Annotated in this window: 29 protein-coding genes; 11 read left to right on the top strand and 18 right to left on the bottom strand. The window is 53.6% G+C overall.

The window, feature by feature from the left end:
- Window positions 1-63: 63 nt before the first annotated feature.
- Genes HG66A1_RS31545 through HG66A1_RS31535 form a run of 3 tightly spaced genes read left to right on the top strand, consistent with a single transcriptional unit; the run spans window position 64 to window position 2662 of the window.
- Entirely contained in the window at window positions 64-930 is an 867-nt protein-coding gene (locus tag HG66A1_RS31545; protein ID WP_145193535.1) for a hypothetical protein, read from the top strand.
- Between the two features lie 9 nt (window positions 931-939).
- Window positions 940-1809 carry a hypothetical protein gene (locus HG66A1_RS31540; RefSeq protein ID WP_145193533.1) on the top strand — a complete coding sequence of 290 codons (870 nt, stop codon included), beginning with the start codon at window positions 940-942 and terminating at the stop codon, window positions 1807-1809.
- Window positions 1793-2662: a hypothetical protein gene (locus HG66A1_RS31535; RefSeq protein WP_145193531.1), complete on the top strand. Its 870-nt coding sequence runs from the start codon at window positions 1793-1795 to the stop codon at window positions 2660-2662. The genes HG66A1_RS31540 and HG66A1_RS31535 overlap by 17 nt, the downstream gene beginning before the upstream one ends.
- Before the next feature lie 38 nt (window positions 2663-2700).
- Here the strand turns inward: HG66A1_RS31535 and HG66A1_RS31530 are convergent, their stop codons facing one another.
- The 4 genes from HG66A1_RS31530 to HG66A1_RS31515 all read right to left on the bottom strand — a co-directional run bounded on the left by HG66A1_RS31530 (window position 2701) and on the right by HG66A1_RS31515 (window position 5790).
- Entirely contained in the window at window positions 2701-3465 is a 765-nt protein-coding gene (locus HG66A1_RS31530) for an SMC-Scp complex subunit ScpB (RefSeq protein WP_145193529.1), read from the bottom strand.
- Between the two features lie 38 nt (window positions 3466-3503).
- Window positions 3504-3980 carry a zf-HC2 domain-containing protein gene (locus HG66A1_RS31525; protein WP_145193527.1) on the bottom strand — a complete coding sequence of 159 codons (477 nt, stop codon included), beginning with the start codon at window positions 3978-3980 and terminating at the stop codon, window positions 3504-3506.
- 158 nt (window positions 3981-4138) lie between these two features.
- On the bottom strand, window positions 4139-4894 hold the full coding sequence (locus tag HG66A1_RS31520) for a Crp/Fnr family transcriptional regulator (protein ID WP_145045822.1): 756 nt from the start codon (window positions 4892-4894) through the stop codon (window positions 4139-4141).
- A gap of 212 nt (window positions 4895-5106) precedes the next feature.
- Window positions 5107-5790, bottom strand: coding sequence for an NAD(P)H-hydrate epimerase (locus tag HG66A1_RS31515; protein WP_145193525.1), 684 nt, complete (start codon window positions 5788-5790; stop codon window positions 5107-5109).
- 207 nt (window positions 5791-5997) lie between these two features.
- On the opposite strand from HG66A1_RS31515, the gene HG66A1_RS31510 reads away from it, so the two are divergent.
- The 3 genes from HG66A1_RS31510 to rpsR all read left to right on the top strand — a co-directional run bounded on the left by HG66A1_RS31510 (window position 5998) and on the right by rpsR (window position 7633).
- Window positions 5998-6804 carry an SDR family NAD(P)-dependent oxidoreductase gene (locus HG66A1_RS31510; RefSeq protein WP_228030747.1) on the top strand — a complete coding sequence of 269 codons (807 nt, stop codon included), beginning with the start codon at window positions 5998-6000 and terminating at the stop codon, window positions 6802-6804.
- A 166-nt stretch (window positions 6805-6970) separates the two neighbouring features.
- Window positions 6971-7240 (top strand): 30S ribosomal protein S14, encoded by a 270-nt coding sequence (gene rpsN / locus HG66A1_RS31505; protein ID WP_145193520.1) that lies wholly within the window; start codon window positions 6971-6973, stop codon window positions 7238-7240.
- A gap of 111 nt (window positions 7241-7351) precedes the next feature.
- Window positions 7352-7633 (top strand): 30S ribosomal protein S18, encoded by a 282-nt coding sequence (gene rpsR, locus HG66A1_RS31500; protein WP_044236819.1) that lies wholly within the window; start codon window positions 7352-7354, stop codon window positions 7631-7633.
- Window positions 7634-7732: 99 nt separating this feature from the next.
- Here rpsR and HG66A1_RS31495 read toward each other — a convergent pair whose 3' ends face one another.
- The 6 genes from HG66A1_RS31495 to HG66A1_RS31470 form a co-directional block, all read right to left on the bottom strand.
- Window positions 7733-8233 (bottom strand): 6-pyruvoyl trahydropterin synthase family protein, encoded by a 501-nt coding sequence (locus HG66A1_RS31495; protein WP_145193518.1) that lies wholly within the window; start codon window positions 8231-8233, stop codon window positions 7733-7735.
- Window positions 8234-8285: 52 nt separating this feature from the next.
- Window positions 8286-9689, bottom strand: coding sequence for a hypothetical protein (locus HG66A1_RS31490; protein WP_145193516.1), 1404 nt, complete (start codon window positions 9687-9689; stop codon window positions 8286-8288).
- Window positions 9690-9716: 27 nt separating this feature from the next.
- Window positions 9717-10202 (bottom strand): phosphoribosyl-AMP cyclohydrolase, encoded by a 486-nt coding sequence (gene hisI / locus HG66A1_RS31485; protein ID WP_145045806.1) that lies wholly within the window; start codon window positions 10200-10202, stop codon window positions 9717-9719.
- Window positions 10203-10637: 435 nt separating this feature from the next.
- Window positions 10638-11612 carry a helix-turn-helix transcriptional regulator gene (locus HG66A1_RS31480; protein ID WP_145193514.1) on the bottom strand — a complete coding sequence of 325 codons (975 nt, stop codon included), beginning with the start codon at window positions 11610-11612 and terminating at the stop codon, window positions 10638-10640.
- A 351-nt stretch (window positions 11613-11963) separates the two neighbouring features.
- A complete protein-coding gene (locus tag HG66A1_RS31475; RefSeq protein ID WP_145193512.1) occupies window positions 11964-14300 on the bottom strand; it encodes a TolC family protein in 2337 nt (778 codons plus the stop codon).
- A 193-nt stretch (window positions 14301-14493) separates the two neighbouring features.
- On the bottom strand, window positions 14494-14811 hold the full coding sequence (locus tag HG66A1_RS31470; RefSeq protein ID WP_145193510.1) for a DUF962 domain-containing protein: 318 nt from the start codon (window positions 14809-14811) through the stop codon (window positions 14494-14496).
- 219 nt (window positions 14812-15030) lie between these two features.
- On the opposite strand from HG66A1_RS31470, the gene HG66A1_RS31465 reads away from it, so the two are divergent.
- Entirely contained in the window at window positions 15031-16203 is a 1173-nt protein-coding gene (locus HG66A1_RS31465) for an isocitrate/isopropylmalate dehydrogenase family protein (RefSeq protein WP_145193508.1), read from the top strand.
- A 103-nt stretch (window positions 16204-16306) separates the two neighbouring features.
- Here the strand turns inward: HG66A1_RS31465 and HG66A1_RS31460 are convergent, their stop codons facing one another.
- Window positions 16307-16621, bottom strand: a complete 315-nt coding sequence (locus HG66A1_RS31460; RefSeq protein WP_145193506.1) for a hypothetical protein — start codon at window positions 16619-16621, stop codon at window positions 16307-16309.
- Window positions 16622-17124: 503 nt separating this feature from the next.
- On the opposite strand from HG66A1_RS31460, the gene HG66A1_RS31455 reads away from it, so the two are divergent.
- On the top strand, window positions 17125-18456 hold the full coding sequence (locus HG66A1_RS31455; RefSeq protein WP_145193504.1) for a PQQ-binding-like beta-propeller repeat protein: 1332 nt from the start codon (window positions 17125-17127) through the stop codon (window positions 18454-18456).
- A 95-nt stretch (window positions 18457-18551) separates the two neighbouring features.
- Here the strand turns inward: HG66A1_RS31455 and HG66A1_RS31450 are convergent, their stop codons facing one another.
- Both HG66A1_RS31450 and HG66A1_RS31445 read right to left on the bottom strand, forming a co-directional pair.
- Window positions 18552-18950 carry a rhodanese-like domain-containing protein gene (locus HG66A1_RS31450; protein ID WP_145193502.1) on the bottom strand — a complete coding sequence of 133 codons (399 nt, stop codon included), beginning with the start codon at window positions 18948-18950 and terminating at the stop codon, window positions 18552-18554.
- 28 nt (window positions 18951-18978) lie between these two features.
- A complete protein-coding gene (locus HG66A1_RS31445) occupies window positions 18979-19338 on the bottom strand; it encodes an ArsR/SmtB family transcription factor (protein ID WP_197996904.1) in 360 nt (119 codons plus the stop codon).
- A gap of 35 nt (window positions 19339-19373) precedes the next feature.
- Between HG66A1_RS31445 and HG66A1_RS31440 the strand changes: the two genes are divergently transcribed.
- Window positions 19374-19787, top strand: a complete 414-nt coding sequence (locus HG66A1_RS31440) for a hypothetical protein (RefSeq protein WP_145193500.1) — start codon at window positions 19374-19376, stop codon at window positions 19785-19787.
- Window positions 19788-19852: 65 nt separating this feature from the next.
- On the opposite strand, the gene HG66A1_RS31435 is transcribed toward HG66A1_RS31440, so the two are convergent.
- Window positions 19853-21004, bottom strand: a complete 1152-nt coding sequence (locus tag HG66A1_RS31435) for a hypothetical protein (protein WP_145193498.1) — start codon at window positions 21002-21004, stop codon at window positions 19853-19855.
- Window positions 20994-21518, bottom strand: a complete 525-nt coding sequence (locus HG66A1_RS31430) for an RNA polymerase sigma factor (protein ID WP_145193496.1) — start codon at window positions 21516-21518, stop codon at window positions 20994-20996. Before HG66A1_RS31430 ends, HG66A1_RS31435 begins: the two co-directional genes overlap by 11 nt.
- A gap of 247 nt (window positions 21519-21765) precedes the next feature.
- Between HG66A1_RS31430 and HG66A1_RS31425 the strand changes: the two genes are divergently transcribed.
- On the top strand, window positions 21766-22311 hold the full coding sequence (locus HG66A1_RS31425; RefSeq protein ID WP_145193493.1) for a GNAT family N-acetyltransferase: 546 nt from the start codon (window positions 21766-21768) through the stop codon (window positions 22309-22311).
- Between the two features lie 168 nt (window positions 22312-22479).
- A complete protein-coding gene (locus tag HG66A1_RS31420; protein ID WP_145193491.1) occupies window positions 22480-23811 on the top strand; it encodes a PQQ-binding-like beta-propeller repeat protein in 1332 nt (443 codons plus the stop codon).
- A 172-nt stretch (window positions 23812-23983) separates the two neighbouring features.
- Here the strand turns inward: HG66A1_RS31420 and HG66A1_RS31415 are convergent, their stop codons facing one another.
- The 3 genes from HG66A1_RS31415 to HG66A1_RS31405 form a co-directional block, all read right to left on the bottom strand.
- Complete coding sequence (locus HG66A1_RS31415) at window positions 23984-24817, bottom strand: AraC family transcriptional regulator (RefSeq protein ID WP_145193489.1); 834 nt, start codon at window positions 24815-24817, stop codon at window positions 23984-23986.
- Window positions 24818-24932: 115 nt separating this feature from the next.
- The gene (locus HG66A1_RS31410) at window positions 24933-25196 is read right to left on the bottom strand and encodes a hypothetical protein (RefSeq protein ID WP_145193487.1); all 264 of its coding nucleotides are present in this window, start codon (window positions 25194-25196) and stop codon (window positions 24933-24935) included.
- Between the two features lie 100 nt (window positions 25197-25296).
- Complete coding sequence (locus tag HG66A1_RS31405) at window positions 25297-26100, bottom strand: HEAT repeat domain-containing protein (protein WP_145193485.1); 804 nt, start codon at window positions 26098-26100, stop codon at window positions 25297-25299.
- Between the last annotated feature and the right edge of the window lie 115 nt (window positions 26101-26215).

Here is a 26215-nt window from a genome sequence, read left to right as displayed (position 1 = left end):
CCCCCTGCGATGTGACATGATGTCTGTTCAATTGTGTATCAGGTCTGGTTGAAGGGATGCGGAATGAAGTTTGTGCTGCTGAGCTTGTTTGCAGTGATGTGTTTACTGGGAACCGTTACTGCAGATGAGTTTGAGGTCGGCGGGAAGACTCTGGAGATACCCGCACCAGAAGGTTTCGTATTGGTGACTCCCGCGATGGAAGAAGTTTACCATTACAGCCAGCTGGTGGACTCTGCCGACCTGTTGAATGAAAACGTAGCCTATTATATCTCCGCAGCAGAAGCACCGGCTGCTTTGCAGGGGGAACTGCCGGAACTCAAGCGGACATTCATTCTGAAGGCCAACCGAAAACTCAAAGACAAGGTCGTCGGTCTCGTCAATTTTCTGGAATTGAAAAAAGCGACCAAGCGCGAATACCGGCAGATCATTCAGGAAATCAAAGCCAAGGATCCCAAAATTTACGAGCGGCTCAATACCGGCATTCAGGAGCAGTTCGACCTGGCGACCGCGATCGAAGTTTCTCAGCTGGTCCCGTTTGAGCCTCATTTTGAATCCTCGCATGCGCTGGCCGTATCGATGTTTCTCACAATCTATCTGCCACCAGAAGAGGGGGCAGCAGAGGAAGCAGAACCGGTAGAGGAGATCTCTGCCGCGACCGCGACCGTGATGAACGTGGAGGGTAAGCTGCTGTTTCTGTTTTGTTACGCACCCCAGGATGATCTGGAATGGACTCGCACCGCTTCCCGTGACTGGACGAAAGCAATCATCGCTGCCAACGACAAGCCTCCTGTCGCGTCTTCCTATCCTTCAAACTTTGATCCGCTGAAGCCTGATCAGGGAGACAAAATCGCCAAATGGATTCTCATCGGAGCTGCTGTGCTGGTGGCTCTGGCGATCTTCGTGAAAAAGAACCGGATCAAGACCGACTGAAGGCACTCCATGAAGCACGCATCTTTCTGCTGGCTGGCACTGATCCTGTGCTGCGGAAACTTATTACAGGCAGAATCTTTTCAGCTGGGGACAAGCCGCCTGGAGATTCCACCGCCTGCCGGTTTTGTGAATGTGACTCCGGAGATCAGGGAGCTGTTCCCCTTCGATCAGATGATGGCTGAAACGAAACGGCAGGGGATGGACGTGTATTTCTATCTGACCGAAGCGCTGGCTGCTCAACTGCGCCAGGGAGAACCGGTCGAACCTGCGCGGTACCTGATTCTGCAGATCCCGGAGAAATCCAGACAACGTTCTTACAGTGCTTCCGATTTCGCGATGTTCAAGCTGACGACAAAAGAGAGGAACCAGGAATACCGGGACATGCTGGCCGAGAAGCTGAAGCAGACCCGCGACAATTTGAGTCGTGATCTCAGCCGTGAGCTGGATCTGAATGTCGCGTTTCAGATTTCAAATACGGTCGCCCTCGAACCGCATTATGAATCGATCAATGAATTATCCAGCTCTAAGTATGTGTCCTATGGGGTGCAGATCGAGGGCGCAGATGAGGTCCAGGATGCGAATGTCAATACGCTCACCTTCCTGAACGTGAAGCGAAAGCTGATCGCCCTGGGGGCCATCGCGCCTTACAAGGATCTGGAATGGACGCGCACCACCTCCCGCGCCTGGGCAAAGGCGATCCTGTCACAGAATCCCGAGCCGTCTCCATTCCCGGATCGCCTCCCGGATAACAGTCGCGAAAACCTGATTCCGATTGCAACGCTGGTGACCCTGGCTATGATGGCGGTGCTCGCCATCATAGTGAAACGGAGACGGAAGCAGGTGGCTTCCTCAGAGGATAAAAATGAAACGGTTGCGTGAAATCCTGTTGATATTTGTTTGTCTCAGTTCAAGTGTTTACGCCGAGAAGTTCAAGGTATGGGAAACTGAGATTGAAGTTCCTCCGCCCGCCGGGTTTGTACGCGTGACTCCGGACTTGCCGCGTGTTTACCAGATGGCGGAAATGCTGGCTAAAGCAGATCCCAAATTTGAACAGCTGGGGTTTTACATAACAGAAGAAGATGCCGCTGCAGCCCGGGCCGGTGAGTCGCCGGAAATTCGACGTAAATTTTTTCTGCGTCTGATGAAAAACATGGCCCAACCGATTACGGGAGATGATCGATTTCAGGAAATTCAGGAGAACACGCGCGCGAATAACGATCCTGTGATAGAGGATTTCCGTTCCCGCGATCCGAAATTTTATGATCGGATTGTAGAGCAGGTCAAACAGGAGACGGGATCAGACCTGGATCTGAAGTTCTCTCAGTTTATCCCCTTCAAAGAGCACCATGCTTCGTCGAACATCTTTTCCTTCTCAATGCTCTTTGAAGGGACCGTGTCTGACGGCGTTCGGAGCCGAACGGAGTTTCAGTCTTGCACGACCACGTTTCTGAATCCGGCCGGGAAGGTGATCTACCTTTACTGTTACGCGCCGCATGATGAACTGGCCTGGAACCGGGAAGCTTCACTGGAATGGGCGCAGGCGATCATGAAAGTAAATCCGGCAGCACCAGAGAAAAGTCCGGAGAAGCCGCAGATACCAGATGAGAAGCAGCTTCAATCAAATGCCGTAGCGAAAATACTACTGGGCATCCTGCTTGTGACTGCCATGCTGCTCTATCTGTTTCGAAGGAATCGTCCGCAGAAGACTGCCACTCAGAATGAGAGTCCATAATAGTTCTCTCTGTACTCTGGCTGTTTGCAGCGCCGGAACTATTTGTGATTCAGCGATTCACTGTAAGGTAATTCTTCGATGTTACCCAGGCCGAAGACCTGCAGGAAGCGGCTGGTCGTGATGTATTTGACTTCGGCTTTCTTGTCTTCGTTGCGCTCAATGGCGATCAGTTCGCGACGGATTAGTTGTCGCAGGATACCGGCCGCCTTGTCTTTGCCGGCGGCGATGATCTCGTCCTTGGTGATCGGCTGGCGATAAGCGACCAGCGCGAGGACTTCCAGCGCGTCCTGGGTCAGCTTGACCTCTTTCGGGCCGAAACCATACACGCGGTTGCGGATGCGTTCGAAGTCGTGACGGAGAATCAGGCGATAGCCCCCCTCCTCCATGCGGATTTCGTACGGGCGGGCTTCGTCGTTGTACTGGCGGTTCAGATCGTCGAGCAGATCGTCGACGTAAGACGTTGAGTACTCGTCGTTGAGCAGCGAGCAGAGTTTCTTCGTGGTCAATGGCTTGCCGCCGACAAACAGCGCGGCTTCGATGATGGCACGCGGAGGAATCCGGGTTTCCCGTTTGGTGGCGGTCTGGGAACTGGTTTTGACGGCAGCCGCTGCGACAGGCTCGTCTGTCTCAGGTTCTTCGGGGAGTTCCAGATCCCGTTCGACAGCTTCCAGCGCTTCGAGCGTCCGTTCGTAGTCGGCGTCGATTTCTTCATCGACCTGACCTGATGACGAAAAGGCAGCCAGGAAGTCATCTTCGCTGGAGAGCCGATCGTCGTCGGCAGGGGTTTCTTCTTCCTGGGACATTCCCTCAATCCTTTCAGGGAACCGGAGAAATCAGTCGGTTACTGATTTAAGGTCAACACAAACGCATCCCACTCGGACTCTTCCTGTAACGGACCGATGTGGGCAGTGGCGTTATTGTGCATGTTTATGCGAAGTTGATCAACCTTTTTCTGGCAGCCGGGACAATGGGCCAGATGTTCCTTCATTTTACTGGTTGTTTCAGCGTCGAGCTTGTGAGCGACGAAAGCTTCCGCATGGTTCAGCGCTTCATCACAGTACAATCCGCCCGGGCACTTCTTACCTACCTTCTTCGCGACCTGCTCGGTTGGCGGTTCTGCAGAGCCTGAGAACGAGTTCAGACCAAAAAAGCCAACCAGCCCGACGGCCAGACAGGCGGTGAGGATCTCGGCCCCGGTGATCATGTGGCTGACTTTACGCCGCTTCTTCATCACGGTGACAAATTGTTCCAGGTCGCCCGGCGCGCAGGCCTTCCATTCAGATTCTGATTCAGTTTCGGATGTAAGTTGTGTATTCATTTTTTAAACCTCCTACTGTCACAGTAGGATTTGTACCAGTTCTCGAGCGGGGTGATACCCTGTGTTTATTATCGTAGTCTGCTCTGGTGTGATCTGTGAGATAGCTTACACTTCCTGCACATTTCTGATGAGCATATCTGGGGATGGACAATCTAAGTTCAGGCTTCCGCTCCTCTTAAGACAAATTCTCCCGACTGATCCGGTTTGGACTGAAAGGCGGGGGTGAGTTTGAAATCAATCGAATGAGCCAGATAGCGGGCCTTTCTGAGGATGATGTGTCGTTTCTGGATATCGATACTGCGTTCGTCCTGCAGTTCGCCCAGCAGGACAGTCACGGTTTCACGTGTGCTGCCGATAATACTCGCCAGTTCCTGGTGCGAGAGTTTGATATTGATCAGAACGCCTTCGGGGGTAAACCGGCCATATTTTTCCGCCAGTTCCAGCAGCAGGTGCGTCAGCCGGTCGCGGTTGGAACGAAACAGCAGGGATTTGAGCCGCTGTTCCACCCGTTGTCGTCGGAGTCCCATCAGCTTGGTCACACCCAGAGAGACTTCAGGATGCTGGTGCATCAGATCCTGAATCACGACTCCGGGGATGCGAAGAATGGTCGATTTCAGCATGGCTTCGGCATATTCTTCACGTTCGCCGCCGCCGAGGATCGCCAGTTCCCCAAACAGCTCACCCGGCTCGATCAGTGCCAGCAGAGCCTGTTTGCCTTCTCCCGTGATGTGGTAGAGCTTGATTCTGCCGTTGAGCAGCAGGTAGACCGAGTCGCTGGTTTCGGTCGGGAGATAAACCATGTTTCCACGCGCGAACTGCTTGACGGACGCATTCCGTTCGACCTGGGCGATTTGATCTTCGCTCAGTCGTTCGAAGAGGTCACAGTTCTTGAGAAACCAGAAGTTTTTGTCCATGGACCTAAATCTCATCCCTGCGTTTTGATGCAGGTACCGGTAGCAGTAGTCAACGGTCAGTCAAACAGGCCCACTCACTCGGGTTATCGGGCAAACTATAATATATCGGGTTTACGGCGGATTTGAGAACCCCCGTTTTTGTGAATCGGCTGTTTTTTCCATTTTGCCGGCTGATGACAGCTGGGAAGTGAGAGCCGCTGAGCGGACAGAAACTACTGTTTTTGCAGGAGTTCCGTGATGATCTGTCGCGGTGCACCGATCCCCAGCACATGTACGGTGCCCGTAAATTGCTGCGACTTCGGTTCCGCGAAACCCAGCTTTTCCGCCACCATGGTCGCCGTTTGCGATGCGATGATGCATTCTCCCAAAGGCTGTCCCGTGTCACAGTCGAGGCCCGAAGGAAGATCGATGGCCAGGATGTTGGCGGGTGCTGCATTCATCATCCGGATGGCGGTGGCGAAAGGTTCGCGCACCTCTCCCTGCACGCCGGTCCCCAATAAGGCGTCGACGATCCACTCGGCTGAATCGAGGAACGCACGAAATCGTTCCGGATCCTGCAGATCGGGGTCGGCTTGAATCGAGAGACCCATCCGCGAAGCGACCTGGTAATTCGTGGCGGCATCGCCGGTGAGCTGTTCGGGATCGGTGAGCAGATAGAGTTCAACGGGGATGCCGGCGTTGTCCAGGTGACGGGCGATGACGAAGCCATCCCCGCCGTTATTCCCCTTACCCGCACAGATTTTGATGGGACCCTGGGCTTTGAGCGAGACGAGTAACTCGAACACGCCGCGGCCGGCATTCTCCATCAGGGCAATTCCGGGGAGCCCGAATTCTTCAATCGTACGCTGGTCGACGCTGCGAACTTCTTCCCGGCTGAGTCGTTCGATCGGTGACATTATGCTCCTCATTTGGTCAAAAAACCGCTTTGACTTCAATTTGAAACGGCGAAAAATCGATCAAAGCGGGGGTATAAACAGTGGTTACGGGGTTTTCACCAGACACAAATTCAATTACGATTCCCCCTGACGCGGGCAGCACTTCTTCCCGGCCTCTTTTCAATGGAAAATCTAAGTCTCCAACAGGATACTTCTGGAGAGTCAGCTGTGATAGACGAATATTCTGATCGATGGGCTCTGATTACGGGTGCTTCATCCGGAATCGGCCTTGAATTTGCGCACCGGCTGGCCGCACGGGGAATGCATCTGGTACTGACGGCACGTCGTCAGGAGCAGCTGGAAGAGCTGGCTGCCGACCTGCTGACCCGGCATGGAACCAAAACAGAAGTCGTCGTGCTGGACCTTTCTGAACCGGAGGCACCCCGAAAACTCTACGATGAGATCAACGCACGTGGTGTGCAGATCGAACTGCTGATCAACAATGCCGGTTTCAGCGTGGTTTCGGATATTGCCTCGACCGACCGGGAACGGGTGATGCAGATGGTGCAGCTGAATATGGGCGCATTGACCGATCTGACTTACCTCTATCTGCCCGAAATGATGGAACGGGGACACGGCGGAATCATCAATATCGCCTCGGTCGCCGCGTTTCAGCCGGTGGCCTACATGTCCGCCTATGCTGCCAGCAAAAGTTACGTACTGCACTTCACCGAGGGACTCTGGGCGGAAGCCCGCGACAAAGGGGTGACAGTGACTGCACTCTGCCCCGGAACGACGCAGACCGAGTTCTTCGATGTGGCTGGCGTGGAAGGCTGGCTGAAGAAGCATCGCTATCAGACCGTCGATCAGGTGGTCAAGACCGGCCTCAAAGCCCTGGAAAAGAAACGCCAGTATATGGTTTCCGGCTGGGGCAATTACCTGCTCTCTCTGCTGGTCCGCATCGCGACCCGCCGCACGGTGGTGGTCGAATCGATGAAATATTTCCGCCCGCAGCCTCAGAAAGAGAAAAAATAGAGCGCGCATGAACATGTGTGTCAACCAGGGGCTGTAAAGAATTTCGGAATGATTGCTTTTTTTAGCTCATTTCAGAGCAAAAACAGTCCGGCAAGTTGACGATCTGGCGGGAGAGCCAGTATAACAGTCGTTCCTAATTTTGGAATTTGTCGAAGAAGGTATATAAATGGCATCCAAATCGAAGATTGAAAAACAGAAGAGAATTTACGCTCTGGTAGAAAAGCATGCTGAAAAGCGGGCTGAGCTGATTGCTAAAGGGGACTACGAAGGCCTTGCCAAACTGCCTCGTAACTCCAGCCGCACCCGTATGCGTCGTCTCTGTCAGCTGACAGGTCGTCCTCGTGGTAACTACCGTAAGTTCCAGATTTCGCGTATCGCTCTGCGGGATATGGCTTTAGATGGCCTGATCCCCGGCATGAAAAAATCCAGCTGGTAAGCGAACCGGCCGCACTGTGTGAGTCGCGGCCCCTGCCAGCACACTGAAATCAGCGTCGCCCCGGTCTCGGGTGTCCTAAGTTCTTACGACGCATGAAAAAGGAACAACACTATGTCAGTCGGTTTATCCCGTAAAGAGATTGTCAAACGTCGGAAAAAACGAGCTCGTCTGAAAAAGAAGCTCAAATGCCGGTTCTGCCCGGATGGTAACATTCCACGTCCCGTCTATGTCGATTACAAGGATCTGAGAACCCTGCGTTCTCTCCTGGATCGCGAAGGACGTATCCTGCCCCGTCGTCGGACAGGGACTTCTGCCCTCTACCAGCGTGCAGTGCGGAAAGCCGTTCTGCGGGCCCGCTTCATCGGTCTGCTGCCTTACGTTGCAGAAGACTAAGCGGCTGAAGAGAAGAGACAAAAGTAAAAGCTCTGGACTGATCTGGTCCAGAGCTTTTTTATTGCGCGTTGTGAAGAACAATATCTTCAGTGAGGTTTATTACCAGTGAAACCCGGTCGGGAATGAATCGGTTTCAAAAGCATCGAGCAGGCCGGCGTCCGTTTTGTCTTTCTGGTCCAGAGTCGCTTCGGCACAGGACTCTTCGGTTTCCCAGATCACGACTTTGACGGCCTGTACTCCCAGGTCGTTGAGCAGATTCGGGCAGACTTCGTCCAGCAGGTAGCGGGCCATGTTTTCCGCGGTCGGATTGTAAGGCAGTACGAAGTACTTGGTCGGTTCGACCATGCGAATTGCGTTCAGGCCATTTTCGTCTTCGATGTTGAGCAGGAAGCCGTGATCCCAGTTTTCGTCGATCCAGCCTTTCAGCAGCGCCTTGAGTTGCGCAAAGTCGATAATCCGACCCACGGCGTCCGTTTCCGGGCCGGTGACGTAAAAATCAGCGATGTAATTATGGCCGTGAAAGAACTGGCATTTTCCTTCGTGGCGAAACAGACGGTGTCCGGCGTTAAACTTGACCCGTCGCATAATTGTCATACCCATGTGACTCACTCAACCTCTCAACTGGGGTTTGCTGAACGATTCTGAAATTCGGTTAACTCTTCAACAGGGACTGCATGCCCTGCGTCATGATGGCGTCGACCCCGGGATTGCAGAAAGCGACGCTGACTTCATATCCGCCGGCGGGGTACTCTTCGGCAACCGGGATGTACCATGGTCCCCCGTCCCCGTAAGCGGCTGTGGCGATGAATTCATCCGGCTGGATTTTCTGGGCGCGCAGCTGGTATTCAATGAAACTCTCGGCGGGCAGGTGCAGCGTTTTGATATCGTTGACCTGCAATGAACTCAGGGTGATCGGAATCTGCTTCTCGATCCGCTGCATCCAGGCCAGCATGAAGGAAGGACGATTGCGATTCACAACGCTGTTACTTTTGTTGGAAATCGTCTTCGTTAATTCTTCTACGCTGAAACTGCTCCGAACGGGAGGTAAAATGTCATGCGTTTTCCAGGTCAGTTTGCCGACCGGCTCCGGTTTGAGCCCTTTTTCGGAAGCGACGATGCCGTCGTAAATCCGTCGAGCCAGAATAGCCCGCATCGGCTTGGAGCCGTCATTGTACTTACCCGCGGAAATGTTTCCGGAACAGCCGGTGAAGTAAATGTGCGTGCAACCCGGTTCTTCCTGCTGACGCTGTTTACGGGCCATGCCGGTAAAGTCGCTGCTCACGCGACCGTCACCGTAATAGCTCATCGGATGCGTGGCGTAGTAGTGACAGGAGACCAGCTTTTTGTCTTTGTTGTAGAAGGCAACCGTTTTCAGGAAGGGGTCGATGGTGCCTTCCGTCATGCTCCGCAGACGTTCGTCCCGGCAGCTGCTACCCCGCATGCTGATGATCTTGCCTTCCTTGTCGCGGTTGATCCGGCGGTTGGAAGCGACCTTGTCGACTCTGCCCTGGCTGTGGGCGATGTGCGTGACCGGCTCGGCCTTCGTAATCGCTGCGGAAACTGCTTTGCGGCCCTTGTCCAGGCATTCGTTGTAGAAATCCAGCTCGACGATATGCGGCAGATCTCCCTGTTCCAGGACAATCTGTTCGGCGTTCAGACAGGCGAAAGGAGCATTGTGCTGATGCACGCACTGCACGGCCACGCGATCAATGCTCGTTCCGGCGGCTTCTGCTAAAGCCTGTCGCCAGTTGATGTGAGCATCGTTGAGCAAGCCGGTCCAGTCGACCGCGCAGACCACAATCGGCTTGCCCGCACCCAGCAGGACATAGCCGATCGCTTCCAGTGAATCATCGTAGCCGACGACCGGTTTAATCCAGCCACCACAGAGGGAATGCCCTTTGGGAGGCGAAACATCGAACCGGAAGGGGGCGATGTGCAGATTCGGATGGTTGGCTGTTTCGCTCTGGTTGGCAAACGCCCACTCTTCGAGCGAATAAGCAGATCCCGCAGCCGCCAGCGAAGCAGCCAGGAAATCACGTCGACTGAAATGACTCATATTACACCTGTCGTGACTAAAACCGATTTACAGTTTGGTTGGATTGGGAGCGTCTCCATAAACCTCTTTCGGATCGAAAACCTTTTCGGTTTCCGTAAATTCGAGCGCCAGGCCTTTCTCTTTGCCTTCTTCACCAACGGGCACACGGCGATAGAAACAGGAGCGATAACCAACGTGACAGCTGGCCCCGCCTCCCATGACATCGACACGCAGCCAGACCGTATCCTGGTCGTCGTCGATCAGCAGCTCTTTGACTTTCTGGACCAGCCCGCTGGTAGCACCTTTGTGCCAGAGCACCTGTCGGCTGCGGCTCCAGTAGACGGCTTCACCCAGTTCAATGGTCTTCTTGAGTGCTTCCTCATTCATGTAGGCATGCATCAGCAATTCACCTGAGGTGTAGTCGGTGGTGACAACCGGAATCAAACCGTCCTGGTCAAACTTGGGGGCCAGTTCGTTTCCTTCTTCTACCTGCTCGACTGAAGTCCTTCCAGCGAATTGAATTCCATCTGACATGATTTGTCTTTCCTCACTTCAATACGATCTTGATATATGACTCTGGAGAGTTTCTCTCCACTAGAGACGGTTGTTTCCGGGTGGGCAGGTCTTCCAGCGGATGCGGTTGCGCATCGCTCCCTTCGGGAAATCAGCGCTCCTGATGATATCATACGCAATGCGATCAGCGAGACACATCGTCTCAGGCGCTGTTCAAGCGGAAAACGAGAGATTTCCTGCCTGCGGGTACGGTTTCTTAACCGAAATAGTAAACCCAATGGTGGGGCAGGTCAGCAGTTTCAGCCGGGATTTTAAGAGGTTTCGCAGAATAATCGACGCGAAGCCGGCGAATAGTATACATGCGCAATCTGACACTTTGAATCAGGGGCTGAGTAAAGGGGTTTGTTTTGTCTGATGACCCTGTTTCCAGACCCTGGGTTCGCCGATTTTCAATCCTTATTTACTGTAAATTTGTACGATCGCGGAGGCCTGCTGCTGAATCAGATCGCATAACGCTCGTGGCGAGACCACTTCCGCCTGATCGCCAAAGCTCAGGACCCAGCCGACGAGTTCCTCCAGCGTGTCGACCCGGGCCCGGAATTCAATCATACCCCCCTTCAGCTTCCTGATCTCCTGGGAAGGGTCCCACATGATCTGGGACACTTTCTGGGCCAGAGTGCTCTGAAAGCGGATCTTCACCGACACGCGTTTTCCATTCCCTCTAATCGGGTCCCACGAATTGCCCAGGTAGCGATCCAGTTTGAAGCGGGAGGGGCGACTGAAGGTTTCATCCAGGATTTCGGATTTAACAATGATTAGAACGGGAAACGCTTTGATCCCGCGGTCTACGGAAGAGCGTCCCACCGTGTACCATTGACGGTTGGCGTACAGAATATGATAGGGGCTGAGCATCGTGGACTGTGGTTTCTTCTCCCCGGGCACAGTGTATTGAATGCGGATATTCTTCCGCGAGATGGCAGCCTGAAACAGGTTCTTGTGGTGACTGGCACTGAGCTCACTCGGATTCACCGGGGTGCCCCAGACGGAAATGGTCTGAGCTGCATCGATGACGTTTTCGCGAAGTGCGTCGGGCAGACTGTTCAGAACCTTGGCGGAAGCGGAGCGGGCAAACTGGTCAAAGGGGAGGCCGACTGTGGTCTGGTCGAGATCCTGGCACAACACAAAGAGGGCTAGTGCTTCTTCAAAGGTCAGGTCCTTGAAGGGAACGATGGTTCTCCAGGGAAGAGAATACCCCTGTTTCTCCTCGTCGAAGAGTACATAGATACCCGATTCCTGCAGCGTTCTCAGATCGCGGAATACAGTCCTTCGACTGACTTCACATTCGCTCGCAAGTTGTGCGGAATTAAAAACTCGTCCCGATTGTAACAGCGCAATCAGCTTCAGGAGACGATGGATTCGTCCTGCCACCATTGACTAACTTTTCAATGCTTTTCCACAGGCCTGGTCAGTGGCGGGTTTTCAAACCCGAAACTTGAGTTGCAGCTCCAGCACGTCTCTGAGTCAGAGCCAGAAACGGTAGAGACCTCAACTATGGAAAACAACAATCGATGGAGATGGGCATCGACACAACGATTCACAAATGAAAGTTAAGCGGCTGCAGGTATTTCACTCACTTGTGACGCTCAAACCTAACATCCACTGCTCGCAAAGGATACAGAAAATCAAACACGACCATAAAAAACAGGGACGCCCGTCCTGTTTGTCGGTGAAAGCGGTATGACCTGAATAAAGCGACCCGCTCAATCGTTTAGTGTTTCAGTACTAAAAACTGTCGGCCGATCGAAATTCCAGATCGAGGTTGTCTTCCGGATTGGCAATCGGCAGTTCTGCCTGTGAACTCGGGATTTCTTCCTGTGGAACAGGCAACTGATCCAGAGTTCCGCCAATCGGTGTCACATACAGGTCGCTCTGGGGTTGATCCGATTCCAGTGCCACTTTCACCGCCCGATCGACCGAGGTCGGGGCGAGCGGGTTGGTGCCGCCCTGCCCGTTGAGCTGGATGCGTGCCTCGGGCTGTGGAGGTGGTGTGACCGGTGGTGCATATTCAGGTGACATGCCCGGTTCCGGAACAGGCTGGAATTCAGGTGTCATACCTTCCTGCTCGGAAGAGTAGGTTCCTTCCTGGGCCGGTGCAGGCATCACGCCCACTTCGCCCACATAGCCATCGGCCACGAAGGGAGCCGGCTTATGCTGCAGTTTGTGAGCTTCGATACCGTGGGTACGAGCCCAGGCTTTCCGCAGTGCCTGCTGATAGGCGATCGGATTCCATTCGCCTTCCATCAGGTGAATGTTGTTGTGTTTGAGTAAGGTTCCCTTCCACTTGTGGAGGTTCTTGATCGCGATGTTGTAAGCCACCAGCGAACGGTAGTATTCGGTTTCTGCCTGTGCCAGACTGGACTGAGCACGCAGCAGGGTATCCAGAGTCGTGGTACCCGCCTGGACTTCCGCGTCGAACAGTTCCACACGTCTGCGGGCCGCACGCCAGCGGTTGAAGTTGGACTGAGCGGTCGCATAGTTTTTGGTCAGGTCCTGGAAGGTGATTGCGAGCTCCTGGCTCACATCCATTTCCTGTGCCTGCAGAATCGCACGGGCTTTCGACAGACGGAATTCGAGATTCTCGACCTGAGCATGTGCCGAACGGAAACCGAGGGGCATGCTGAATTCCCAGCCGAGGGTCCAGCTGTCCTGGTCATTATCCATCATGGTTCCATAGGCACTGTGCAGGCCCTGGCCTGTGATACCATCTGTATTCTTCTGACTCAGCAGACGGTCGCCGAAGCCGTTCACCTGGTAACTGGAAACGAAGTCGAACCGGGGTTTGGTCAGGCTGGTTGCTGCCAGAGCCTGCAGTTCGAGACTCTTGATATTCCATTTCTGTTTGCGAAGCTCAACGCGGTGAACGAGAGCTTCAGTGAGACACATGCTCCAGTCCGGCGAGAACTCTGCGGCGATGGGATCATCGATAGGTCGGATGATTTTACCATCGTTAACGGGCAGACCGACCAGACGACGGAATCGGCTTTCTGCAGTATAGATCTCACTGCGGGTTGCCTGGACGAGTGCCTGGGTTTCAAACAGACGGTCTTTGGCCTGGGCTTCATCAGCCGGCTTGAAGTTACGTGTACCACCGGCTTCCAGCTTGGCATGTGCTTCACGCCAGCTGCGTAAGGCGGAGTTACGGGCGACGACCTGCGTATCGTACAGACGATAAGCCAGGTACAGCTGCCAGTAGCTCTCTTCGATATCAGAGATCAGGTTTCGCACGTTGCGTTCAAAGTCCGCGAGTGCCTGGTCATTGTTGATCCGGGCAATCACGACCCCCTGGCTCACCCCGGTAATCCCGGAGAAGCTGGTTCCGATCGGACCGGCGATGCGGGTGTATTCGACCCCGGCTCCCGCCAGCATAGGTTGACGATATGACAGCCCGAGGTTCCCGGCATAGTTCGAGGGGAACAACTGGCTGGAGGCATTACTGCCGGTGTAATTCCAGTTATGATTGATGGCAAACTGACCACCGTTGGCGAAGTTCTTGGAGAGCCCGGACTGAAACTGACCGGTTTCCTGAATCAGAGTTCCGCCAGGGACGCCACCAAAGAAGGGACTGTTTTGAACCTGTTCGGAACGACCCCACAACATATTTGCGGTAAATGTGGTATCGAAGGCGGATAACGCTGCTTCCACACCACGGGCACCACCCAGCAGCACGTTGGTCTCCTGGATTGCCGGGTCGAAAATCGAAGGTGTTCCGTCCGGATTATTCAGCAATGAGTTGCCGTTCGTTCCCAATGCGCCGGACACACGAATCACCTCACTGTTCGCGAGACCGAGGTGGACGGCGTCCATCAGAGGCAAGTCCCAGATCTGATCCTGGGAGCGATCGACCAGCGTCCGCGGCTTGCCCGAGAAGGTAATCTCCTCGGGTGTTTCTTCGTAAACTGCGGGATATTCTATCTTTGTGGCGACGTCTTCATAGTATTGAAGCTCCTTGTCACCCAGATAGTGCAGATCGGTATCGGTTCCCAGACCATGACAACCCATTATTTGAGTGGTCATCATGCATCCACAGAGAATCAGGCGTAAATTCCGGCGTAGGTTCATGTATCCATCCTTAAAGACATGAACGTCAATTATGGTCGTAAAGTGTTTTATTTAAACAGCTTATGTTTCATAATCGAAGTAGCGTTCAGGGAGAATCTACCGCCTGAAACAGTCTGCCCCACAGGTTACGAACACACGGGAGCGCAAGACAGACAGTGCAAGCGATAAAATCACTACATTCGGTATCGGCGCTTCAATCGTTACAACTTGACTTTTTTGACGGTTGGTCAAAATTCTGTTGAGATTGGGTCTGTGGACCGAACTCCCTGTAGGGGATTCCCAGTAATTTCTTAATCAGAATGAGTTCGCCGGCGTCATTCTGCTCAATGGCATGCCCCAGAAACTGCAGCACATACCCCGCGACGAATGCGGACCAGGCATAAATCCACTCTCCCGCGATGCCGAATCCGATGAGTCCCCCGAATGTGAGAGGCACACCGATCAGGTGCAGGATCTGATTGGCGCGGTTCTGGTGTCGAAGCAGGTAATTATGAAGAAAACGCTGGATCATCGGGGTGCTCGGATTGAGTTGAAAACCGGGGGACGGCTCTCTCGTATAGTTGAAAAGCGATATCTGATTTGCTACGGTCACTGCTTATCTGTGAATCATTTCATCAGTATCAACCAGTCAGGCCTCTGGTTTCAAGCGACATGAGGCCCCTCGCCTTGTTATTGGTGCAATTGAGATCCCGGTCACATTCCCTTTTTGTCAGAAGTATTAGAGGAAACGATGTATAAAGTCACATTAATCCCGGGCGATGGTGTTGGTCCCGAAATCGCCGAGGCTACCAGAAAATGTGTTGATGCGACAGGAGTCAAAATCGACTGGGATGTTCAGGAATGTGGAATCGAAGTCATTGAAGCCGAGGGCGGTGTTCCCGATCGGGTCATGGAATCGATCCGGGCGAACAAAATTGCCCTCAAGGCACCAATCACCACCCCGATTGGAAAAGGTTTCCGCAGCGTCAACGTGTTCCTGCGTCAGGAACTCGGACTGTATGCCTGCATTCGTCCCTGTAAAACCTACAAAGGGGTTCGGACTTACTTTGCTGATTCCAACGTCGACCTGGTCGTCGTTCGCGAAAACACCGAAGACCTCTACGCTGGCGTTGAATTCCAGGCGGGCGAAGAAAAGACCGCTGAGCTGATCAAGACGATCAACGAGTTCGCGACCGGTAAGAAGATCAACACACCTCTCGATGAGACCGGCGTCAGCATCAAGCCGATGTCTTACCAGGGAACCCGTGATATCTGTAACTACGCGTTCAAATACGCCGTTGACAACAAACGCAAAGCAGTCACCTCGATCTGCAAAGCCAACATCATGAAGTTCACCGACGGTCTGTGGTACGATGAAACCCGGGCTGTTGCGAAAGCCTATGGTGCCAAGTTCGAATGGGAAGACCTGGCAGAAGGCGTCGAACCAGATGCCAAGCTGGCTGGTAACGTTCCCGATTGTGGCGGCAGCATTGAATACAATGAGCGTCTGATCGACAACATGTGCATGCAGCTGGTTCAGAAGCCCGAACTGTACGATGTGCTCGTTACTTCCAACCTGTACGGCGACATTCTGAGTGACCTCTGTGCCGGTCTGGTCGGTGGTCTGGGCGTCGCTCCTGGTTCCAACATCGGTACCGAAGCTGCCATCTTCGAAGCAACCCACGGTTCTGCTCCGAAGTACAAAGGCCAGAACAAGGTTAACCCGGTCGCCCTGATTCTCTCCGGTAAAATGATGCTGGACTACCTGGGCGAGCACGAAGCAGCCGCCAAACTGGATCAGGCTGTTGCCGATGTCATCGAAGAAGGTAAAGACGTCACCTACGACCTCAAGCCTGACCGCAACGATCCGACCGCCGTCGGTACTCAGGAAATGGCAGAAGCTATCTGCCGTAAGATGCAGTAATCACTGAGAACGATTCGACGAAAAAATCAACGATGCAGAGCAGCCCGTTTGCTCTGCATCGTTTTTTTGTTTGTGGTGTGCGACATTGTCGCCACTTCAAGAATTAATCCTGGGGAAAGATCTGAACCAGGTGATAGTCCTCTCCCTCGCGGAGTTCGAGGGTCAGGTTGCCAGCTCTATCATATCGCCGGCGAAATACGCACATGCCATGCTGGAATTCATCTTCCTGAATCAGATTCCCATCGCGATCGTGCCGGGTACAGTAACCATGCTGTCTCCCCTGAGCATCAAAGCGACCTTGCCAGACTTCGCCGGTCATCTGATCCACTTTCATGACTGGCGCATCCCCTTTTAAACCAGGTACTACTGCCACAGATAAGACGGTCAGCAATAGTACAAACAGGACTTTGAAGTTCACGGAATGGCTCCTCTGGGCGCTCCTGTATCCTGGCGTGACCATCAATGGGCGCACTGTCAGGCTGGATCGGGATAGATCTACAGGTAAGGCAGGAAATCAGTTGACGCTGGTTTCAAATGAACCAGCTGGAGCGCGGGGTGACTTTGGTGGGTGCTGCTTTTTTCATAAAGCAGTGCTGATGATCGCAGAAAACCCAGAGACGTCAATCGTCTCTCCCGCGATTGGCAGGCTTTTTTGTAAAAATGTTAAGAAATTCCAGATTTCTGTCTACAATTCCCTGAGACGGAGAGTGGCCTGGCTCTTTCCGGTCTCGAGAATCACCGATTCGATCGGTATTTCTTTGTGTAGTGTTGGTAAATCCCTTTAGATGACCTTGGCCTCGTTTGAGCCATTGCTACCGGCCTGCACATAATGGCTGATAACTTGCAGACCACATCAGTTTGACAAACATGTTTGTCTGCCTTGAGACGAGACCCGCTATCATGAAATTCAGGACGACGACTATGAGACCGCTGCTGTTTGTTTTGTTTGTATTGTCATTGCCCCTCACCCTCTCCGCGCAGGAACAGTGGCCCGGTTTTCTGGGAGCGGGTGCTTCTCCCCTCAAGGCGGAGACCATTCCCACGCAGTGGTCGGCGGAAAAGAATGTCGCCTGGAAAGCAGGAATCCCCGGCTATGGACAGTCCAGCCCGGTGATCTGGGGCGACCAGGTGTATGTCACTTCGGTCGCAGGGCCAGACAAGGAGCAGCTGCACGTCGTCTGTTTTTCGCTTAAGTCCGGCAAACAGCTTTGGGATCACATTCAGCCTTCAACCTATCCCGAGAAGAACAGTGTCTACATCAGCCGGGCCGCACCGACGCCTGTACTGGATGAGAACGGCATTTACGCTTACTTCGAAAGTGGCGACATCGTGGCCCTCTCGCATGCCGGCGAATTGAAGTGGGCTGCCTCACTGACGAAACGTTACGGGGCACCGAAAAACAAGTTCGGTCTGTCAGCGTCTCCCGTGCAGTGGCAGGATCGCGTGATTGTACTCATCGACGATGAAGGTCCGTCTTACATCACCGCGGTCAGCAAAGCGGATGGTAGTGAGCTCTGGAAGACCGATCGTAAGAGTCGCGTCAGCTGGAGTTCGCCGATGATTGTCCCAGTGGGCGAGGCACAGCAGGTGGTCTGCAGTTCGGCGGGTTCCATCGACGGCTACGATCCGAAGACGGGTAAACAGCTTTGGACCTACGACGAAGTGGGCGGCAATAACAAGACCAGCCCGATTCCCGCAGGCAACGGCGAATTCCTGATCGGCGCTTCACCGGGTCGGGAGGGAGATAACAACGAGCTGGCGAAAAAATCGAACGGTCTGTTCGTGGTCAAACAGCAGGGCGATGATTGGGAGCCCCAGTTCGCGTGGACCAATGCCAGCCCGACGCCCTCCTGGGGAACGCCCATCGTCTACCAGGGGAATGCCTACTGGGTGAACCGCGTCGGCGTGGTTTACTGTCTGAATGCCAAAGACGGAGAGTCAGTCTATACCAGCCGGATTAAAGAGTCGTGCTGGGCGACGCCAGTCGGCATCGGCGACCGTGTCTACTTCTTCGGTAAAAACGGCGTGACGACCGTTTTGAAAGCGGGTAATGAATTCGAAGTCCTTGCCGAGAATGAACTCTGGACCGAAGACAATCCACCGGTCAACAACGTTCCCACCGCCGAGGAAACCTCAGCCGAACGCCGCCAGGGCGTTGCCATGTTCTCGCGACCGACTCTGTACGGTGCAGCGATTGTGAACGGCTACCTGGTTCTCAGAACGGGTAGCCAGCTGTATTGCCTGCAGCCTTAAGTAGTGAAGCTGTTTCAGGAAAACAAAACAGGGGCAGGAACCGGTAACATCGGTCCCTGCCCCTCATTCATTTTATCAATTGATCATACGGTTGCCTATTTGGCTTTCTTAAAGCCGGCGTCAATCAGGTCATCATATCCGGGCTCGAGTGGCCGCACGTCGTACCCGTGCATCAAGAGAACATCAGCCGCCTTACAGGAACGGAAACCGGCTGCGCAATGCGTGTAGATGATGTGTTTCTTGGAAAGCTTCATATTCAATGCTTTGGGGGTGATTCCATTGCTCAGCGTACTGAGGGGTAGAAAAGTCGCACCGGAAATGTGACCATTATCCCACTCAGACTTTTCGCGAACATCGACCAGGACGGCTTGCTTGTTATTCAGATTCTTTTTGACCGTCTCCAGAGAATCTTCAGTGGGATCTGCCCCATTTCCAACACTCACCAGCAATAAAGTGCAGGCCAGCGACAGTAAACATGACTTACAGAGATCCATCTTAAATAAACTCCTTTGAAGTTGATCATTAAACAAAAGGGATTTTCAGCCTCTGCCGGGCTCGTTCCCGGCGTTGTTTATCCGCCTTCAACTGGGCAGGCGAGCGTTTGATAACGGGTTCTTCACGGCCGAGTAATTTCAGCATGTCTCCCACCAGCCTGGGGCGCGAAAGGTAGTAGCACCGCAGAGCACCTTCCTGGGCGAAGTCCACGAGCTTCGCATTTCGCAACACGCACAGATGCTGTGAAAGGTTCGCCTGTCGCACAGGTAATAACTCTTCCATGTCGGTAACGCACTTGGGGCCGGCCAGCAGTTCCTGCAGAATCGAGAGCCGGGTGGGATGCGAAAACGCCTTCAGTGTCTCCGCCGCAGTTTCCGTTTCCATCATGAGTGATTCAGTTCAAATTGGTTATGGATATTCGAATGTTCGAATATTATAATACCAGGCGAGAAAACGGACAAGCCCCCAATACCTGTTCGAGTTCTTGGCGAATTTTGCAATTACCTAATACCTGTACTACTGGTCGAATGAACGAGCAAAGCAATCAGCATCTGGATCGAGTCCGTAGCAGACTGCAGTTTCTAAATCGTTCAGAGCAGGTCTCTGTCGAAGAGGCATTGCGATTTCTTTCGCAATTAATCGAGAGTCAACAGATCCATCTCAAAGTAGCACGCGGACTGATCACACGAGAGGAAGGTTTGAATCTGCTTCTGGCTCATTTTGAGTCGTGGCTGGAACAGCAAGGCCTGACTTCAGGGGAAATTCGTAAACACCTTGATCATCCAGAATCCTATCGAAGCTTTGTTGCACTGCTGTTAGAAGAGGAAATCGGTTAATTTACGGTTTTATCACAATAATAAGGAAGCAACAGTAGGTTTATTGAACTGGTGTCTGTTGAGTTTCACTCACCAGCAGCGTCCCGTTCGCGTGCCTGGGCTGCTGACCGGATGGCGGCGCGGTTGGCATAGGTCATGCGGACTTCTTTCAGGGTCTGTTTCTCAGACGAAGTTAACGACTGCACTTCCAGCGTCACGGTCTTTTCTGGTGGATGTCCCATGCGGGCCATTAGCTCCACGAGGTCTTCCTCAAAGCGTTTCTGCCATTTCTCGCCGTAAGTCTCTTTGCTGAAGTCAACGATCTCTTTTGCAGGAATGCGGTTGAGTGAGATCAGTTTGAACCATTGGTCATCCACTTTGACCTCCGGTTGCGAGTCCTCCCAGCGAACCGCCGCGAAGGGGGAACGCTTCGGATAATCATGACCGTTGCCAGAGTCCCCGTTCTTCGCCTGGTAGATAAAGAAGAACACAAGCAGCATGAGGGCGATGAACAGCACCAGGCCAACAATCAACTGAACCGGCGAGGCACACGGAGCCGGCGGAATCTTCCCCGGAAAGGGAAGGTTCGGCAGTGCGATCTGTGAGTTCACGCCTTCATCGGTCGTTTCCTGCTCAAGGCTGGCGCGCAGTTTCTGTAATTCTTCCCGCCGCGGGATGAGCTGTTCACGCACGACGCGTTTATTCAAAACATAAATCCCGCCATACAGGGCCAGGACAAAGCCTTCCAGCAGGACGAAGAAAATGAGGGCGTACAGCCAGCCTGAGTCCCGCGACTGCCAGGAGACCTGTGCGAAGAAAGCCGTGATGGAGAGCGTGGGCGGCAGCAGGTACCACCAGAGGATATTCTTGAGCAGCCAGATCTGTTGTTCCACTTCAGCCAGGGAACGCTCCACATATTGTTGCAGCAGTGGTCCTTCTGATTCATCGGGCTCTGGCTGATGACGTTTGCGATAGAGCAGCATGAACCCGGCGATCCACAGAAACACCGGCACACTCAGATACCATGTCCAGGGGAGATTCAGCAGGTAGCCCATCACGAACCAGACAGGAATCATGATGACCGCGACCCCGACTTCACCGAAATCGCGATAGGAAATCATCGTGTTAAATTGGCGCTGATCGCGCTGCACTTCCTCACGGAGCAGGTCCGCATCAATGATCACCCGCGTCTGCGCGGAGTGTGCCTGCCAGGCTTGCTGGAATTCATCAGGAGCCATCGCTTTCCCCTTTCATCAGTTCGTTCAATGCCTGCCTGGCTCGATTCAGTTTCACGCCAACGTAGTTTTCAGAAATTCCCAAGACGTCGGCCATCTCGCGATAACTCAACTCTTCCAGGTAAAGCAGCACCAGCGCCGCATCGGTTTTCGGCAACTGGTGAATCGCCTTGTAAAGCTGTTCGACCAGATCACGCTGCTGTGCGGTGGCGGCGCTGTCGGCCTCTGCGGCTGTCAGCATCTGCACTTCCAGCAACGGTTTCTGTCGGACCCGCCACGGTGCTTCCTTTCTGCGCCAGTTCATCGCCGTGTGTAATGCCACGCGATAGAACCAGGTAGCCGGGCTCGACTTCTGTTCGAACTGCGGCAGTGACTTCCAGGCCTGCAACAGAATCTCCTGCGCCAGATCCTGAGTCTCTTCCGTGGTCAGGGTGTAGGCGCGTGCCACTTTCCAGACCGACGCACCATGCGCGTCGAGCCAGTCCGTAAACAGCGATTCCTGTGATTGGTCATGCACGAGAACACCCCTTTCCACTGGTATTAGTACCCGCTGCGGGGGGCGACTTACAGAAAAAAGGTGTTGTATGCGGATTTCTTGTGAAAAAATGGATTGTTCATAAAAATAGGAATCCGGCTCCATGTCGAGAGTCTTCGCAGGCAGCCGCCCAAACAGCAATGGTTCGATTCAGCTGAGGCGACTACAATATCTGCCTTGTTAAAGTAGATGCTTGCAGATCTCAGCTACGTGAAAGAAGCTCAGAGGCATGACAGAACTCGAGATCGTCCAGATGAACGAATATGAATTGAGCGCGGCGCAGCGGGCTCAAATTCTGGCTCTGCTCAAGGATTGTTTTCCCGGTTACTTTGAAGAGCGGCACTTCTTTAAACAAATGTCTCAACAGCGGCTGCTGGCTTATGTGGATGGAACCCTGGTCGGACAACTGGGGCTGGAACATCGGGCAATTCGGGTCGGCGATCAGTGTGCGACAATCTTCGGTGTGGTTGATCTCTGCGTCAGAGAAAAGGAGCGGCGACAGGGCGTGGCCACGGCACTCATGAAAACCGTTGAGCAAACCGCAAAAACGCACGACATTCACTTTTGCCTGCTGTTTGCTGATGAGCATGATTTCTACCAGAAGCTGGGCTACAGACATACAAAAAACAATTGTATCTGGCTGGGCATTGACGATGGCCAGAGCACCGGGTTGATTGAGCGACAGGTCACAGACTGCATGCTGGTCAAGCGGATCAGCGGAGAGATCGACTGGAATGAAACACAGACCATCGATCTTTTGGGACATTTATTCTAAAGGTGCCGGGGCCGGAATCAGTTTCATTCGGCAATGCGAAAGGTTGCCTCAAAAATTCATGAATCAGGGCCTGTAAACCCTGCTGCCGTCTACATAGAATTGACGCTAAGCGTTCCTCTTGAGAAGCGACTCAATACCACCAGCGAAAGACCAGGAAACGAATAGATCATGCTACGTTTGAAACGTCCTTTGTGGACAGCCACGTTATTGACGACCACCTTGTTACTCATCTCCGCCTCCACGCGCGCCGCCGACTGGCCGCAGTGGCAGGGACCGAACCGCGACTCCATTTCCGCCGAGACCGGACTCCGCTCCACTTTCCCCGAAGACTTCAAGCCCGTGTGGTCCTTCAAGGACTGCGGCATCGGTTACTCCGCTCCTGCAGTGGTCGATAACATTGCCTACATGCTGGGTGCCGACAAACAGGAGAACGGCGACTACACTGAATTTGTGCTGGCACTGGATCCCAGCGGCAAGCAGCTCTGGAAGCAGGAAGTCGCCCACTACAAGGAAGGCATCATGCTGACCAAATGGGGCCACGGTCCGCGGAGTACGCCCTCTATCGCCGACGGCCGTCTGTTTGGACTCGGCGCCAACGGCGACCTGTTCGCCCTGGATCAGAAAACCGGCAAACTGCTCTGGAAAGCGAATCTCCGTGAAACCTACGGCAGCATGCTCAGTGGTGCGCGGGGCAAACCGGAGAATACCTGGGGCTATTGTGAGTCTCCCCTGGTGGACGGCAACCATGTCATCTGCACACCCGGCGGTGAGCAGGGCGCGGTCGTTGCCCTCGAAGCGGCGACCGGCAAACTGGTCTGGCAGTCCAAAGAACTGACCGACCCCTGTAGTTATTCCTCGACCGTGATCGCGGACTTTGGCGGGGTGAAACAATACGTCGTGCTGACCGCCAAACAGCTGGCGAGTGTTCGCGCCTCCGATGGCAAACTGCTCTGGACCGCCGAAGTTCCCGTGAATGAAGTCGCCGTGATTCCCACGCCCATCGTGACCGGGAACCGGGTCTACACGACCTGCGATTACGACGCCGGTTGCGGACTCGTCGAAGTCAAGAAAGACGGCGATCAGTTCACAGCCAAGGTGCTCTACAAAAACAAGACTATGAGCAATCACCACGGCGGCGTCGTGCTGATCGACGGGAAGATTTACGGCTGGACTGGTAAAACCACTTCCCGCGGTCGCTGGGTCTGTCAGGATCTGGAAACCGGCGAGAGCGTCTGGATGGAAGGTCGCGCCGCTCCCGCGGGTGCCGTGATGGCTGCGGCTGGTCACCTCTACTGTTTTACGCAGGACGACGGCGTACTGGTCTGCATTGAAGCTACCCCGAAAGGATTCAAAGAAACGGGCCGCTTTACGATTCCGGAACGCACGGAAAAACAGAGCATCCTCGGCAAAGTCTGGGCCCGGCCCGTCATCTCTAACGGCCGACTCTATCTCCGCGATCAGGATCTGCTGTTCTGTTATGACATTAAACAGGATACCTGATCTCTGGTGAGGCAGGAACGACGAAATTAAAAAGTGGTCAGCGTTTCATAAACAGACGCTGACCACTTTTGTTTGAAAGGCGACGCGACAGGGGACAAGGATGACCGCGCAGGATAAACAGAATCCGTTGCGTGATCGGCGACCAGCGCTTTGGCATCATGTCCTTCAGGTACTACTTAACGGGAATCCAGATTTCAAAACCTCCCCGGCCTGTTTGCGGGTCGAATTCGGGACCGTACTTTTCGAGAACCGGTCCGCTGACGGGTTCCTGATTCGCTTGAGAGAGGGCATCGGCCCAGATCGCTGCGATGACCGAACGTATCTCCGAGATATGTCCGCCGTGTTGGAAGACGGCATACTTATGCGTTGGCAGATCGAAGCGCACCAGGCCCGGGGGTAGCGTGGTCCCCTGCTCGACGGGCACGCCGGCCATGTAGTCAAACTTGCCGTCGGTTTCATCAAAGTTGAAGCAAATCCCATAGGCGTCCTGACTGACCAGTGGGGAAATACTTCCCAGCAGGGGTGAGGTGCGCTGCCACTGGTTGGGGATTCCCGCTGATGACTGGCAGTCGTAGCGTTCGACCAACCCTGCAAACGCAAGTGCGGGCAGTGTTTCTTCACGCGGCGGGTTCAGCCGGGGCAGTTGGGTAGAGTCCATGACAATCGGTTCCTTTAGCTGTAATAGAGACAGGTCGGCCAGAGTGCGCACCCGTTCGGGAGTCACTCCAAATTCTTTTTTAAACGCACGCGAGAATGCCTCGTGCGATCCGTACCCGTAATCAAAGGCGATAGAAAGAATGTCAGGTGCTCCTGCCGCCAGCTGCTTCGCCGCTTCGGAAAGGCGACGCTGGCGTGTGTAACGCATTAAAGAAATGCCGAAGACTTCCGCGAACGAACGGGTCAGATGATAAGGGGAGACACAACTGGCGCGTGCCACCGCTTCCAGGCTGAGCACGTCGCGGGAATGACTTTCCACATACCATAATGCTTTCTGAACAGGAGCCATCAACGATCCTCTATTCTCGATTCAACAGGTGGGCCGCGATCTTAACCGATGAAGAAAAAGCCTGCTTGATCATTCTTGCGGTATTGAGAGAATTTTCGCCGCTTCTGAATGAAGATTAAACGGAACTCATCAGGGCCAGTACGAAATTACCAAAATTGATGACGAGTCCGATGAGATAATTCTGAATGATCACGGACTTCGGAGGTTTCTGAGATCTCCAGACTGTGTAGTAAACGTTCGTAAAAAATGCAGCGTTGATGACAAGTACCAGGATAGCGAAAAAGTCAAAATCGTATTGCTGAACCAGCGCCCAACAAAAGGCAGGTTGAATCAGAAAACTGCCCAGGAACCAGAAGGGGAAGTCGACGAAAGAACTCATTGGCGTCTGATGTTGTCCCGGCTGAGTTAAAAAAACGAAAGCGAGACTCAACAGGCAGATTGCAACAACGAAATGAATCTTGGAGATGACCTTCAACCGTTTATTCCTCAGCAATCGCGCCAAGCTGTGCTTCCAGCCAGTCGGTAGCCCGCTGAAAGATTATCTCCAGCGGTAAGTCCGCCGGCCGCTCGCAGGGGGGCAGCTCCAGTCCCTCATGTAAAAACACATCACAGACGGCAGAAAAAAGCAGCGTACGATCCTGTCGGGATAAACTGGGATGCATGCCGATCTGCTGCTGCAGAAACTGGAGACCTTCCGGATGACGTAATACGGTCAGTAGAAAGGCGAGCCTTGTTTTTTCAGAATACTGCTGTTCCTCCTGATGAAATTCTTCCAGCAGCAGCGGGAGGCCTGCATCAGAGTCCAGATCCACCAGTCTTCTCGCAGCGGTCTGGCGCACACCGAGGCTGGGGTCGTGATTCAGCTTGTCGACGAGAATCGCGAGCGCCTCTTCACGGGGCAGGTAGAGAGGGATGAACAACGCCATCGTACGCACATGCTCATCCTCTGATTCAAGATAGGGAGCGTAATCTTCCCAAGACCGGAATCCTCCCAACTCACCGATGGCACACAGGAGCAGAGTCCATTCAAAAGGCCCCGTTTCTGCGTGCAACCGTGCCTGCAGAAAATTGAGCCACTCGGGATCCCCGCTTTTGCCGATTTCCTGAATCGACGTGATCTGTAAGACATGGTTCTGGCTGTCGCAATGCGTTTTGAGAAACTCTTTCCGCGCGTCGCTCCCCGGTTCGAAAGTCGACAGCTGCTCCTTAAAGTGGACTGCGGTCTGACTGGCACCTTCGCAAAACGAGAGCTTTGGATGAGAAAACTCGCTGTCATCGTTCATCGCGGTTACTTTCTATGAACGTTCACGAATTGCTGATGCATTGTTCGTACAAGATGACAGATGAAGTGTTGGTGAACAAGCCGAATCTTGTTCATTCCGTCGGTGCTACGGAATT

Source organism: Gimesia chilikensis, from assembly GCF_007744075.1.
In the GTDB taxonomy this organism is placed as follows: Bacteria; Planctomycetota; Planctomycetia; order Planctomycetales; family Planctomycetaceae; genus Gimesia; species Gimesia chilikensis_A.
The sequence above is the reverse complement of the archived record's forward strand: the minus strand, read 5'-3'. Positions and strand labels throughout refer to the sequence as shown.